The sequence below is a fragment of the Vibrio cholerae genome (genome assembly GCF_008369605.1).
Classification (GTDB): domain Bacteria; phylum Pseudomonadota; class Gammaproteobacteria; order Enterobacterales; family Vibrionaceae; genus Vibrio; species Vibrio cholerae.
In genome coordinates, this window is sequence record NZ_CP043554.1 from 2,770,328 (window position 1) to 2,784,539 (window position 14,212).

The 14,212-nt window shown below is 32.2% G+C and carries 14 protein-coding genes; all 14 read right to left on the minus strand.

Annotation, left to right across the window (positions count from 1 at the left end; translation table 11 throughout):
* Window positions 1–385 precede the first annotated feature (385 nt).
* Entirely contained in the window at window positions 386–1,174 is a 789-nt protein-coding gene (locus tag F0316_RS12920) for a glycosyltransferase family 2 protein (protein ID WP_001222476.1), read from the minus strand.
* Window positions 1,174–2,181 carry a glycosyltransferase gene (locus F0316_RS12925; RefSeq protein ID WP_000747910.1) on the minus strand — a complete coding sequence of 336 codons (1,008 nt, stop codon included), beginning with the start codon at window positions 2,179–2,181 and terminating at the stop codon, window positions 1,174–1,176. The genes F0316_RS12920 and F0316_RS12925 overlap by 1 nt, the downstream gene beginning before the upstream one ends.
* On the minus strand, window positions 2,178–2,405 hold the full coding sequence (locus F0316_RS20010) for a hypothetical protein (RefSeq protein WP_233447421.1): 228 nt from the start codon (window positions 2,403–2,405) through the stop codon (window positions 2,178–2,180). Before F0316_RS20010 ends, F0316_RS12925 begins: the two co-directional genes overlap by 4 nt.
* Window positions 2,396–3,295 carry an FAD-dependent oxidoreductase gene (locus F0316_RS12930; protein WP_233447422.1) on the minus strand — a complete coding sequence of 300 codons (900 nt, stop codon included), beginning with the start codon at window positions 3,293–3,295 and terminating at the stop codon, window positions 2,396–2,398. Before F0316_RS12930 ends, F0316_RS20010 begins: the two co-directional genes overlap by 10 nt.
* 3 nt (window positions 3,296–3,298) lie before the next feature.
* A complete protein-coding gene (locus tag F0316_RS12935) occupies window positions 3,299–3,649 on the minus strand; it encodes a DMT family transporter (RefSeq protein WP_000871579.1) in 351 nt (116 codons plus the stop codon).
* 3 nt (window positions 3,650–3,652) lie between these two features.
* A complete protein-coding gene (locus F0316_RS12940; RefSeq protein ID WP_000623663.1) occupies window positions 3,653–4,465 on the minus strand; it encodes a sugar phosphate isomerase/epimerase family protein in 813 nt (270 codons plus the stop codon).
* Complete coding sequence (locus F0316_RS12945; RefSeq protein ID WP_000031009.1) at window positions 4,462–5,244, minus strand: Rossmann-fold NAD(P)-binding domain-containing protein; 783 nt, start codon at window positions 5,242–5,244, stop codon at window positions 4,462–4,464. The genes F0316_RS12940 and F0316_RS12945 overlap by 4 nt, the downstream gene beginning before the upstream one ends.
* Entirely contained in the window at window positions 5,226–7,073 is a 1,848-nt protein-coding gene (locus F0316_RS12950; protein WP_148504036.1) for a hypothetical protein, read from the minus strand. The genes F0316_RS12945 and F0316_RS12950 overlap by 19 nt, the downstream gene beginning before the upstream one ends.
* Window positions 7,074–7,166: 93 nt before the next feature.
* Window positions 7,167–8,051: a glycosyltransferase family 2 protein gene (locus F0316_RS12955; protein WP_149560533.1), complete on the minus strand. Its 885-nt coding sequence runs from the start codon at window positions 8,049–8,051 to the stop codon at window positions 7,167–7,169.
* 9 nt (window positions 8,052–8,060) lie between these two features.
* Window positions 8,061–9,275 (minus strand): glycosyltransferase, encoded by a 1,215-nt coding sequence (locus tag F0316_RS12960; RefSeq protein WP_102786275.1) that lies wholly within the window; start codon window positions 9,273–9,275, stop codon window positions 8,061–8,063.
* A gap of 3 nt (window positions 9,276–9,278) precedes the next feature.
* A complete protein-coding gene (locus F0316_RS12965; protein WP_149560534.1) occupies window positions 9,279–11,252 on the minus strand; it encodes an HAD hydrolase-like protein in 1,974 nt (657 codons plus the stop codon).
* Window positions 11,249–12,124, minus strand: a complete 876-nt coding sequence (locus F0316_RS12970) for a class I SAM-dependent methyltransferase (protein ID WP_102786273.1) — start codon at window positions 12,122–12,124, stop codon at window positions 11,249–11,251. Before F0316_RS12970 ends, F0316_RS12965 begins: the two co-directional genes overlap by 4 nt.
* A complete protein-coding gene (locus F0316_RS12975) occupies window positions 12,117–13,415 on the minus strand; it encodes an ABC transporter ATP-binding protein (protein ID WP_102786272.1) in 1,299 nt (432 codons plus the stop codon). Before F0316_RS12975 ends, F0316_RS12970 begins: the two co-directional genes overlap by 8 nt.
* Window positions 13,405–14,208, minus strand: a complete 804-nt coding sequence (locus tag F0316_RS12980) for an ABC transporter permease (protein WP_102786271.1) — start codon at window positions 14,206–14,208, stop codon at window positions 13,405–13,407. Before F0316_RS12980 ends, F0316_RS12975 begins: the two co-directional genes overlap by 11 nt.
* Between the last annotated feature and the right edge of the window lie 4 nt (window positions 14,209–14,212).

A 14,212-nucleotide genomic window follows, 5' to 3' on the forward strand; every position in this document is an offset into this window, starting at 1 on the left:
ATGGGCAAATGGAAAGACGTTGTAACCGAGAGCCCATACTTTCGACCAAATTTGTTGATATCAATTTTCCTTTAAAATGACCATGATTTACTATTCATATTATATCCCCCTACGTGGACTAGTTGAGTAGGCAAGGCAGTGCACAATGCTAGCTTACTTGTTGTCGCTAGCATCAGTTATTCGAATAACGACATGACGTAATTGTTGAACGGGAAAAGGAGTTGAGTTGTATACCACCTACGGCTTTAGGCTTTAGGCTTTAGGCTTTAGGCTTTAGCAAATTACTAAAAATACTGATACCTTTGGAGAATTTAAATAAACGTCCGATCCCGAAAAATACTTATGTACACAATTAAGAAATTTATAACCGAACTAATAATTTCACCTATTTAGGATTATAAAAACCCAAAGCGACTAGCAACAATTTTTTTATCACTTCAATATTACCTAAAATAGGACTAATTTTAGTTGGCACTTTACCTTTGCTTGGATAACGCCTAATTACTGGTATCTCTACACATTTCAACCCTACTTTTATGGACCGCACAGCCAAATAATAGTGTAGCTCGTACCCATTAAATATATCACGAAAAAGAGATACGTCATTATTAAGAAGAAGGTTAGAGCTGTATGCTCTAAAGCCATTTGTAGTATCTGTGAACCTATAGCCCGATGCCAATCTCATTACTGGTATATGTATCAGTTTCAACCCAATCATTCGAGAAGTTGGAGTGTTGATTGCTTTTCCTCCAGGTATAAATCGAGAACCTTGCACATGATCATAACCTTCTCTCAGCTTGTTGATGAACTCAGGAATGCTTTCAACACTATCTTTGTTGTTACCATCAATAACAATGACACCTTTATAACCTTTCTCCATAGCCCATGAAAAGGCGATTCGCATTTGTGAACCTAGTTTTCCTGAGTCTTTTTTGACCAACAAGGTATTAACATTATTTTTTTTTAAAATTGATATTTCTGTAGAACCATCTGTACTACCACCATCAGAGATAACAATATCTGCAGCAATTTCAATGGCGGACATCCGTTCTAACTGAGCGAGCAATTTCGTCCCTTCATTAATCACAAAAATAACCACACAGTAATCATGATTTTTATCGTTACCAAATTTCACTTCGTAGTTAGGTACTTCGTAATATTTTGGAATTCTCACTATTTATCCCTGCCTGTTTGGACCATGTTAATATCTTCACTTAAAGAGTCAAATAATACATTTTCTCGCTTATCATCTAACATAACAGAGCTATTCTTCTCAAAAATGACATTATATTCTCTATGCTCACTTCTATCATCTAAAAGTCTTGCTAAATATTCACCAAAAAATGAAAGCATCAAAAACTGCAACATAAATAGAAAAGACATAAACAATATCGTTGTAGTCCAACCTTCTGCAACTTTGTCATTTACGAAATTTATCACAATACTATAAATCGAAAATAGCATAGCAACGCTACTTCCAGCTATACCTACAAAACTCATCCATCTTAGAGGTTTCGTCGAATTAAATACCATATAATGTAATATTTCGCTTATACCTTTAACGAGATTTTTCGTAAACTTTTCTTTAGTAGAAAACTCATAAGGTAAAGCTGCAATAGGATATCCAATGTTAGCCATTCTCATATGTAATTTGCAGTAAAATCTGCCTGATTCGGTTATTGCATTAACGGCTCTTCTACTTAAACAAAATGTTCCCGTGGAATTTTCAGGTAAGGTATAACCAATAGTATTGATAACACAATTTGATGCTTTTCTTACTATTTTATAAAAGAAAGAATTTACATTTTTTGAGGTGCCAACAACTATATCATATCCCGTCTTAGATAGTTCAACACAATCATTTATCAGTGATAACGGGTCCCTATCTGGATTAATGTTTATTACAAAATCACCAATAGCATTTTCTATCCCTGCAGCAAGAGCAACGTCGTTGGGAACTTTTTGTGCTAATTTAATATAACGAACAGACTGAATACTAATTAATGCTTTATCCATGACTTTTTCAGTGTTATCTTGAGAGTTTTGATCGATTACTACTATTTCATAATCACTAAACCTAGGCTCAACATAAGAACTAATTTTTTCTAGGTAACTATTTAAGTGCTGAGAGTTATTTTCAACTATAACTATAATAGTTATGAAATTATCACTTTTTTTCATCTATCTAAACCTAAGTCTATAATAGTTTTAATCGCATCATATACATTATCTATTTTCCCACCCATAATACAATGAAACCCGCGCATCGCATAATTTGCTTTAAATAATATAGGTCTTGAATCGTCTGAATCACTTCTAGGTAAAATAGTCTTAACTTCCCATATTGACTCTTTATATTGGATATCTCTAAAAGATGGAATATATCTCTGAGCATCTAACTGCATACTTTTCCAAGCGGATTTTTTTTTGAAAGATTGTAATGCTCATGAGCATCAATATATTGTGAAGACCCATCATTCCATTCGTAATGTGGTGTATATCTAACGTGACTAAATGAGTGAGCATTCTTTGATGGGAAAGGCATAGCAGAGAAAAATGGTCCACACATGACTGTAATACCTAAGTCACTGAAATCGTCGGGCATTTCTACAATAGCCATTTCCGTCATTTCATGCCTAAGAGGGATTAAATCAATGCCAGACCTCGATAACACAGAATTTAATAAAGAATAAGTACAATTAAAAACCTGATTAGCTGTAATAATATTATCACAGAGCTCTGATTCTATAGTTAATTGTAATTCATCAGAAGAACCCGATTTGTTAATATTCACCACCCTAGACTCAAAAAATAAATCTAAGTTAGGCTTATCTAATCTATCTAGCATGATTTCTTTCAAAGTAGACGAATCAAATGCGTATTCTTTTGTTCTATAAATGGCATCGATCATCTGAGGATTGGTTAATTTCCTTATATGATTTGGAGCAGGATCGCAAGTTGCCCCAATACGCTCACAAAATTTAACGAACTGATTTGGAGATACTTTTCCAAGTTTCGTTGATATCATATAGTATTTATCGAAATCACTTTTTATACATGATGAAAACTCATCAACAAAGCGGGGAAAAGAAATTCTAGATCTCAGCGCTGTAAGTATACTTCGCGGATAATGATAACCATTATGTACTCGGGCTTGATTTACATAAGAAGCTCTTTGCATTGCATCAGATTCTTTTTCCAATACCACAACTGATTTACCTAGTTTAGAAAAAAACTCGGCTAGATATAGGCCAAAAAAGCCACCACCAATTATTGCAATTTGATAATTTTTCATAAATTACCTTATAGTTAATGCTACTACGCCACTCATAATCATCAATACACCCAATATATTTAGGATACTCATGCTTTCACCAAACATGGCTACAGATGCTATTGCAACTAATGCTATAGAACCACTTGTTAATATGGGATGCGCAACATTAAGTGGCAATTTGGTTAGTGCCAATGCGTAAAGGACAAACGCAGCCCCATATAAAAGCACACCGATGAATAAAGGCCAATTCGCTAATATAGTTAAGGGCTCTCTAATGCTTATTGCTTGCTTCCGTTCGGTCATAGCGACTTTTATCAAAGTACTGGCAGATGCATTGGATAAAACACCTAAAATTAAAATCAACCATTTCATAATTTAACGCTTATATAGTTTTTGTACTAGATTGACTGCAACTTCAATTTCTTGTAAACATACATCTTTTGAAGTAGTGAGCATTTCAATTGCCAATGGAACATCAGGGAAATATTCATTAACTACAGGTGCTACTTTGGAATGATACTTGCTATCAAACGACAATGGCCTTAGCTGAGGTTCGCTAATATGTATATGTCCTACATATGGGTATATTGATTCTATTATTTCCTTAGGACACTCTTCATTAATATTCATAGCACCGGTGTCCAATTGCATCTTGATATTAGAATGCCCTACTAATTCTACTATTTTTGCAGTGTCTAGACTATTGGTCATAAAGTTTGAATTATAGCATTCAGGATTAGGCTCCAAACAAACTATAACATTGTTGTTTAATGCCATTTCGCCTAGATTGTAAAAAAAAGGTAGCGCAATATCCAATAATTTATTATCTGGTATTTCAGAACGATCTCTATTCCTAGGAGAACCAAAAACGAGCTTTCTTGCATCCATTTTATTGCCGATTCGGCAAATATTAGATAAATGTGCCAGCATTCTATTTTGCACTTCAATGTCGCCAAATAAATTTAGACCAGAAGTACCAAAAAGCAATGATTGCATACCTAAAGGCTTTATACCTTTTGAAGACCAATATGACGTGACTATCCCAATTTCTTCATCAGAAATAGTTTCAGGATTATTAAAATATTTAGCATGCGCGAAATCAACATAATTAACCCCGTAGGATGTAAGTATACCTGCTACCTCATCATCAAAAGCTACATCCCAAGCAATATTTGATATTGAAATCACAATCTCATTCCTTTTATCTCAGACTGAGCGTAGGCTCTAATAGACATTAGGACTTCTTTTTTTGAATACTGATAATTAAGTTTACCTTCATACATATCGACATAATTTGTTTGGAAATCATATTTAGGCGGAATGTCTAACACTTCATTTTGGAAGTATTTTATGCCAAATACTTTATCAGCAATCTCTGCTGTACCAATTGGTTCGGATGTTAAATGAATAATTTTTAAATTATTTTTAATGGCGATTTCTATATCCTGCCAAAGATTAACCATAGGATAAAACTGGAAAACAGACCGACTATCTATTGAAGATATATTATTGTTATTTAGAAAATCATAAATAACATTTTTCTTTAATCCCGGACCAACTAACCCAGGAAGCCTTACAATAAGATAATCATCAAAGTTTTTTTCAACAAACTCTTCTAAAAGCCTTCTATGCAATCCATAAGCATGAAGGTTTTCTTTATTTACAAATGTTTCTTCATTAGACAAATTTGGAGAGCTGAAAACATCAACTGTACTAATCAGAATAAACTTTTTAGCTCTTATCTTTGACAAATGAAAAATCAAATTTTCGATATTTTTCTTGTCACTATCCGGTTCTTTATTCGCCAACCATTTAACAGCTGGAGCTCCAGCGCAAACAATTGTGTCAAAATCACAACCAATAATTTCATCTATGTTAATGGATCTATATAACGCATCAAAATGCCTCTGCTTTAACAAAGTTTGTCCGACAAACCCTGTGTATCCTATTAACCCATCTTTCGACATAAATAAACCTCTAATCTTTTATAAATCGTTTCAAAAATTATACTAAAAAATATAAATATACATATGGAACCCGCCACACTAGGCCAGTATAAATATCTAAAATCCGACGCTGGTAGAAAAACAATATAAGGAGCATAGTAAAGTAAAGATGTTGTAGATAGTAACACTATCAACCTAAATATATTCTTATCTTTTTTAATAAACAACGCAAGTGCCAATGTAAGAATATTAAATACAAGCACATAAAAACCATTGAGAACCCCGTGTATATTAAAATATTCCACAATTGATAAGATGGCCTTCTGACTATTTAACCTAAAATGTTGATCATATTCCCCACTAATATTCTTCATTTCAAAATTAGAAAAAAGCAGCTCTCTACTAGCATCATTTGAAGGCATTTGTGTAGAATAGAACCCACTGAACAAGAAGAATTTCATTAGTGAAAGCCTATGTTTAATATATGCAACTGGCTCTTCGAAAATTGATTTAAGCCATGCATATTTTAATTCAGACAAATTTTCTTTATTAATAGTAAGAGGTAAAATTGCGGGCTCTTTATCTCTTAGAAAGACTAGTTTATTTGCATTCCCAGTAGTTTGTAACGATTCAATATAGTAGCTTTTAACTGTCTCAAAATTATACGCTTCAGATTTTGTTATATACTCAGGGAAAAGAGATGTTCCAATTCTCGTTGAAATACCAGCCAAGTCATACAATTGTAAATACTGGATAGGGTAAGATTCTACGGAGTTAATATTTTTTTTAAATTCACTATTAGCCAAAAATACTAATAACATAATAAAAGAAGTCGTCATTAGTGTTTTTAATAATTTCAGCTTTCCTTTAAACATGTTATAAGATGCGTAAGAAATCATGAAAATAGGAATGAAAACTGCGTTAGTTCTTATACCCACTGCGATAATACTAAATAGTATCGAAGATGTATAAATAAAAAGTAATAAATATCTATTTTTACTGTAGTTAGCAAATAGAAGAATGGACACAGATACGAGAAGAGAAGCTGCTAGGAATACATCTTTCCAAACGACTCCGATAAAATTAACTATATACGGGGTAAATGTTAACAGTGGGGTAAATAAAGCAGCAATATATCTATGCTCAATAATTAAAAATACCGAAACGCCTAACATCCCCAACACAAATAAAACAACTATAATTGAAAATAAAATTGGATAGCTTTGGGTATATGAAAGTAAAATTGACCAAAAAAAGGACATAAGTGGTGGATGCCAATCACTATAATTGGAAGTAATCGCTTGGTGTAGTTGATCTGCTGAATCGTTCGTATATGTACCTGGGTAGAAAGTATATAAAACGATTGATGCAACTATAAAGCTAATAACTGAGACAAGAAAAATACTATACGTTTTCTCTTTCATCAATAAAGAAAGAATATAGCTGAATATAGAAAAAAAAATACATAGAAAAATAAATAGGAAAATATCCAATTTTCCCCATGTATTAAAAGGAGTTATCTCTATAATTTTTTGATATTTACTATACAGATTATAACTATATTCATTCCCATTTGATATAATAGTAACAAGACCTGAATAAGGATGCGTAGCGAAGGTTAGGGATGGTAAAGACTCCGAAGAGAATGTCAATTTTGCTGGTTGTTGGTTGTATGAAACCCATACACCATTTCTATTTTCCCAACCATCATCATGAGACTTAATTCGCCAGTTCTTTCCTTCTATTTTATATAGCCATATTTCTTTACCTTTACTATAATCTGAAGAATTACCTGTAGCAACTATCGTAACCAAATATTTAGATTTAACATCAGAATCTAAATTATTCACAATAGAGTAACATGTAAGGAGAAACGAAAATATGATTCCTACAAACATGTTATAACTAAGCCTTTTCGTATTAGTTTGCATATTATAATAAACTCATTTAAATGAGTAATAAAAAGCAAAAGCGTTCAAAATAACACGCTTAAATATTGAACAACTTTTCGTTTGACTACGTGTCAAATCTTTAATGTTAATAGATTTTTCTTTGAATCTTCTATATTCCACGATTTGCTTTGCTACTATTTTTAACGAATCAATTGTATCTCCAACATAAATTAAGTTATGAGCCAGATTTCTCTTTCTCCTTGCTCCAACCAAATTTCCGCCATGCTGTCTGTATTTGATAGTCGGTTCGCTAACAAATATGGGGCGCCCTATCGAACTTGCCACAACAGCAATCCACCAATCATGCATGGCAATATTATCAATATTTATTATATTCAGAGACTTAAGCACTGCATCTCTTAACTTACTGTTGATCATTATCGTGGCACCTTGAACACAATTTTGATATAAAATACTACCATCCCTAATCGTATTAAAATCTAAATTTTGATACTCAAAGAAACTAGTCTGTGTTATCTCTCCTATTTCATCTATTAATAACGAATCAGAAAAATAAAGTGTAGCGACATTAGTACTATATTTATTAGTTTCTTCTTTATACAATTCAATTTTATTGTCTAACCAGATATCATCTTGATCTGAAAATAACACATACTCACTTGTACTGTGTATTAACGATTGAAGGAAATTATACGTTACCCCTTTCCTTGGTCCATTTATTATCCTGTAATTAGTATAACTCAACTCATGGAATAAACTCTTAACTATTTCTAGCGTATAATCTGTAGAACCATCGTCAGATAAAATAATATTGGCCGGCTTATTTTCTTGACCAATTATACTTTTTATCTGATCCCGAATATATTTTTCTCCGTTATAAGTGCAAATTATAACGTCATATTTAAAATCATTCATCTACGATATTTATCTACTATAGGAACCTACTTTGTATTTTATTTTTCTAAGTTTAAAAAATAGGTTGGGGAAATTATTATTAATATAGTTAAGCACCTTAAACCTTATTCGTTTGTACTTTGAAGAATTTCCAGTTTTAGCATTTTCAACAGACTGACAATAGGTATCCCACATTAAGCTTGCTGCTTTGAAAGAGCTTGTGTAATTATGCATAACTTCAGATCTGACAATGTTTAAACAAATATCGTTAAATAATTTAGAACTACTATCCCAGTCCGGCCAATCATTAGCAGTGTTGAGAGCTTCAAATTTCAAATTGTCAATCATATTTTTATCAGCACACAACTGATTAATAAAGTTTAGAACTTCTTCGTCTTCTCTTGTAAAAGACACTAAAGCATTAGACGAATGTTTTATATATTCATCATAGCCTGTAACATCGTAAGTAATCGATGTACAGCCACAATGGAAAGCTTCTAAAGGTGGTCCAAACATGCCCTCAACTGTAGATAGCTTAACTAAAATATCGCAAGAGGCATATATTTTTCCTACTTTGGATATAGGAACACGGCTAAATAGTTTATCAACACCTTTCATGGCGCCTACTGGTGTTGATGTTAGCAGCCAAACTTCATCTGCATTACTTTTCTTTGCAATTTCTAAAGCTAGTTCGGTATTCTTAAAGGATACATTTAAAGGCCCTTCAATCAATAATCTTGTTTTATTCGGCTCTCTTTTACATATCGGTTCGATTTGTTCATTGAAATACTCTTTGCGCACTCCATTTCTAACTAAGTGAGCATTTACAGCGTAATTATCAAATAAATATTCTTTTATCCAACTGGCTTCAGTTATAAACTCAACTTGAAGCGTGTAAGTTTGTTCAACTAAATTTCTCAGAATAACTTCTTCTTCAGGATAAAACTTTGATTCTATTGATTGGACAAAATATACATAATTTTTTGCTTTAACTTTATGCAATGAGAATGTGGTCTTCCACCATGTAGCAATAGCTAAATCAAAAAATTCGCCCTGAACTTCATTATAAGTTTTCCAAGTGATTTTCTCAGCACCTGGAAACCATTCTATTCTATTTTTACTAACTTTATCATCTGTAACAATAGTTACTTCATTATCAAACTGAAGCATTCTTGTTGCATGCTCAAAAATAACATTCGTGCCACCGCTTATATCGGGGCTCCAAATCAGAAAACAAATATTCATTTTTTATAATCTTCTTGTAACTAATTTTAATACATAGTAAGGATATTTTAGAGTAGCGACACCATGATTCCAAAAGCCTAATGGCTTCCACCATTCACTCCCCATCGTATGCCTAGGTTGAAGCAGTAACTGTTTGAGATATCCGATTCTAGAACGTTTTTTCTCATCAAATGTTGAGAAATCAAAAGACCCGAAGTTTTCATAATGTTTGTACTTTGAAAACTCTAGCATTTCATCATTTGTTGGTAACATCATCCGCTTAAAATAAATAGGAACCAAAATATTGTATAAGGCCTCGTTTGAGATTGAGTATCTCTCACTCAATGAAAAAAGGTCTTCTACAGCATTTTTCAATCTATGCTGTATTGGCCTGATTGACTTCAAATATAGCTCTTTTTCATATTGATTTTCTTCTAACAAAACAACTTTAGGAAAGGGTTGGTAACTTATAGTACTTCCATGAGAGGCAGCGCAGAAAACCTCAAAAGACGCTCTAAATTCATTAAATTCACTAAAGCCTTTACAGATATTTTTAGTATACTCAAATAGTAAGCCATACTTTATATTATCGACATTAGTTATCGCTCCCGACAACAAACCACAATAGTATCCAAAAACCTGTCTATTGGTGGCTTTTTGAATATTATCTTGAATACTTCCTTTCCAACCAACATCCACTAAATGAATAGCACCATCGTGTTCTACAAGACTATCAATATATTCATTGAGATACTGTCTTCGCTTTCGAGACTCGCTATAAAAGATATTTTTAAAAGTTTCCGAGCTTAATAAACAACCAAAATCGCTTGACGCCTTTAAATTTAAATGGTTTCTCTCAAAATCAATTTCAGGATGGAAATTTTTTAATTCATCGATATATTTATCTAAAGACAGAGTTTTCAGTAGAGTTTCTAAATTATTTTTTGGATATTGGTTAAGAAATTTGTCAAAGCAATTCTCATCTAGTTCATATAACGAGGGTAAGTAAGTTCCTCGTCTTGATGCATACATATATTTAGTTGAAATAGATTGTTCGCCAACTAGAGCTAGATATGAGTCAAATATCTCTTTCAAAAACTCACCTTCCCTTGCCAAGAAGATAATCTCTTTGACTGAGTTTGCTTTCAATTTATTGTATAATTCAACTGTAAAAATAAAAAGCGGGATACTCATCCAACTAAAGTTGCTTTTTTTTCTTTCTAAAGAATCGTTAACATCTTTGATTATTTTCTTTACAGATTTATCATCTCTTAATGATTTTTCATAAAAAATGAAATCGCGTTTAACGTGAACTCCAAATATTCCATTAGCTCTCGACATATCCAAATCACTATGGAGGTTATCGCCCACCATAATTACATTTTTAGCTTTAACATTCTCCCTATCTAATACATACCTGAATAAGTTAGCATCTCTCTTTGTCATCATTACATCTGATGATACATATACCTTGTCTATCAATTTATCTATGCCATGGAATTTTATTAAGTCACAAACAAATTCTTTTGAACAATAAAAATCTGAAACGACTACAACTCTCCTACCCAATATTTTTTGCTTTTCAAGGAAGGTTATGACATCACAATTTAAGAATTGATTCCGCTTCTCAATTTCTAACTCTATTTGGTGCAGCTTTTCTCTTAAAAAGCCAATTCTATTTTCACATACTCCGACAAGCCTCAAAAGCTTGTTTATCATATCGATGTGCCTGAATTCAGACACACCATATAAAGTTCGAGATTGCGTTGCCAATTCATCTTCAACTGCAAGCCTTAAATTATATATGTACTCAGTACTATTTCGAATGCTTGTTATTTCAATGAAATGCTTACACCATTTCCTCTTTATTTCTTCCGGATGACATTGACGAGAAACAATTGTATCAAAAAAATCCGTAAAAATGTGTGTAATATGCGATGCTACTGCAAGATCGTTTATCTTACCCTCAGCATGTTCTTTTAATCTATTGTTTATCATGATACCTTACCAAAAATAAACCTCACAATCTTTGGAATTTTAGTTAATTCTCTCTCTAGTTTTTTCATTATATTAAAACGAGCATTCGATATTTCTTCTGTACTTCTTACTAATGCCAATCTTTCTTCTGCAAGATTTTCTGTTAGTTTAATTAATTGATCCTTTTCATTGATTAGATTTTCAGCTTTTTTCAATTGAACCGAATATAAATCAGAAAGATATTTATACTTAAATAAAATCAATTTATCATGGAAATTATCATCTAATAGTTTTTTGTAATTTTGATTCCCCTTTGGAAATAAAATGCCAATACCCCACGAATGATCAGACTCGAAATATGGATAGCTTCCTTTAACTTCATCCCAAAATAACCGTGAACCATAATCAACATTGGCAGCTATATCATGAAATATAACAATACCATTACTTGATAGCTTCGGAAGCCAATTATAATAATCATTTTTTGTAGCTTCATATGTGTGCAAACCATCAATATGGATAATATCTACACTATTGTCATCAAATAACTGGACAGCATCATCAAACAACTTTCTTATTAAAGAGCACTCAATGTCATTAAAATATTTTTTCTTACCATTTTTTATAAAATTAAAAACTTCTTCCCCATAGATACCAGCATGAGACTCTCCCTCCCATGTATCTATTGCATGAACTTTTGTGTCGAGACAATTATCTTTAATTGCTTGTAGAAAACTGAAAAGAGAAACCCCCCAATGAGTACCAAGTTCCACTATGCTTTTTGGTTTAACTTCACTGACAAGATAATATGCAATTTCTCTGTGCCCCCCCCATGGGGTAAATTTTCCATCCGGACGCTCATTGTCTATTTCAAAATCTATATAATTATTCATTTTTAGTATCCATGCTTACAAAAGGAAGATTAAACAAGCTATAGTATATTTTCCCTGGAGCTATCGACTTTATCCCAATGATATTATGTGCCCAACAAACTACGTTGTGATTCAAAGGGTCAATGCCCTCCCCTATACCTAGAGTAATAAAGTATTCCCCTGGCCTTATTTCTGGCCACTCTATCTCAAAAAATATCTTTGTTTTACCTTTTGTTATACTGATCTTTTTATTTAATAGAGGCCCCAACGAGTTGTAACCCAATATACTATTCCCATACTTATCACAGATTAAGAAACCTACTATACCGTCATCTACGTTTCTTTCGCTTATAACATCAAGATTTATTTTAATTATTTTTTTATCTTGTATCAGAAAATTGTTGGGAGAAAGCTTTTCTAAATTAATATTATAGCCAACAATTTTTGAACACATAGAACCTGATAGCTTTTTTGAATCTATATGATTCCAGGATTGCTCTACTCTATTTCCATCTCTAAGATCAGGCTTATTCACTGATATTTGTGTGTTTTTATCTTGCCTTATTGAAAATGATTGATTTTGGTAATGTTTTAAATAAGTCTCAACACCACTTAAAGGCTCACCATAAAAAACAACTTTTCCATCATTAATTAGAATTACCTTATCACACATAGATGTAACAGTATGCATATCATGAGTAACAACAAGCTTTGTTGTTTTATCGAGATCTTTTCTCATAAATTCTAAACATTTATTTTGAAAGAATATATCTCCAACTGCTAATGCTTCATCAACAATCAATATCTCCGGTCGCTGGCATACTGCGACAGAAAAAGCCAATCTCACAAACATACCACTGGAATATGTCTTAACTTGCTCATAGAAATAGTCACCAATATCTGAAAAACTTTTAATCCATGGGATCACCATATCAATTTCAGATTTTTTCATCCCTGATAATGAACAAGATAAATACACATTCTCTTCACCTGTAAACTCAGGGTTAAAACCAGCACCCAACTCCAATAAAGCTGAGATTTTTCCACTAGTATAAATCTCTCCCATATTTGGTGTTAAAGTACCTGTTATAATCTGTAGTAACGTTGATTTTCCAGCACCATTTGCACCTATTATTGCGACAGTTTCACCTTTTCTTATCTCAAAAGAAATATCTTTCAAAACATCAAAGCGCTGAATATTTTTTGATTTAAAACCAAACAGTTTCTCGGCTATATGTGATAGTGGGTTGTTATATCTAAAGTAACTTTTGGATATATTATCAACTTTTATTGAGCATTCATTAGATAACATCAGAAAATCCAGATTTTAATTTTTTAAAAACATTAATGCTTATTATTAAAATAAAAAATGACGCCATTGTATAAATGACAATACCAATAACATCAGGAACATCTTCATATATCATCACAATTCTTGCCTGCTCTATTATATACGCTAATGGGTTAATGTATATGTATATGTGATAATTTTCAGGTATTGCACTCATAGGATAAAAAATCGGACTAAGAAACAGCAGCACTGTTGTTATAAATCCGACTATATATGCTGTATCTTTAATATATGCACCAATAGCTGAAATTAGAAATGCAATTCCTGTCGAAAGTACTAATAGAGGAAAAATTACCAAAGGGAAATATAGCCAATATACCGAAACCTCAAAACTCCCCAATATTATAAAAACCAATAGTATTAAGAAATTCACCGTCAAATTAAAAATAGATGTTAATACTATTTTTAATGGTAAAATCTCCAATGGGAAAACAATTTTTTTAACATAATTAGCATTATATTGCATCAGGTTTGGGCATGAATTTATAACTTCAGCAAGAAATGAATGAATAATTAACCCGCAATACAGAATTACTGCAAAATTCTTATTTACATCCATACCCCACTTTGCTTTAAATACAAGCCCAAAGACAAAACTATAAATAGTAAGCATCAATAATGGGTTAATAAAATTCCAAAGCATCCCCAATATCGAGCCTTTATATCTAGCAATGATATCTCTCTTCGCAAGAGCTAACAGAAGTTCTCTATGCTGCAGAATCACATTTTTTTTCAACTTTTCAACAAGTTCCATTGAT

Coding starts and splice junctions, on each gene's coding strand:
- F0316_RS12925 (WP_000747910.1), bottom strand. CDS start 2,181: ATGAAAAAAAGTGATAATTTCATAACTATTATAGTTATAGTTGAAAAT.
- F0316_RS20010 (WP_233447421.1), bottom strand. CDS start 2,405: ATGCAGTTAGATGCTCAGAGATATATTCCATCTTTTAGAGATATCCAA.
- F0316_RS12930 (WP_233447422.1), bottom strand. CDS start 3,295: ATGAAAAATTATCAAATTGCAATAATTGGTGGTGGCTTTTTTGGCCTA.
- F0316_RS12935 (WP_000871579.1), bottom strand. CDS start 3,649: ATGAAATGGTTGATTTTAATTTTAGGTGTTTTATCCAATGCATCTGCC.
- F0316_RS12945 (WP_000031009.1), bottom strand. CDS start 5,244: ATGTCGAAAGATGGGTTAATAGGATACACAGGGTTTGTCGGACAAACT.
- F0316_RS12955 (WP_149560533.1), bottom strand. CDS start 8,051: ATGAATGATTTTAAATATGACGTTATAATTTGCACTTATAACGGAGAA.
- F0316_RS12960 (WP_102786275.1), bottom strand. CDS start 9,275: ATGAATATTTGTTTTCTGATTTGGAGCCCCGATATAAGCGGTGGCACG.
- F0316_RS12965 (WP_149560534.1), bottom strand. CDS start 11,252: ATGATAAACAATAGATTAAAAGAACATGCTGAGGGTAAGATAAACGAT.
- F0316_RS12970 (WP_102786273.1), bottom strand. CDS start 12,124: ATGAATAATTATATAGATTTTGAAATAGACAATGAGCGTCCGGATGGA.
- F0316_RS12975 (WP_102786272.1), bottom strand. CDS start 13,415: ATGTTATCTAATGAATGCTCAATAAAAGTTGATAATATATCCAAAAGT.
- F0316_RS12980 (WP_102786271.1), bottom strand. CDS start 14,208: ATGGAACTTGTTGAAAAGTTGAAAAAAAATGTGATTCTGCAGCATAGA.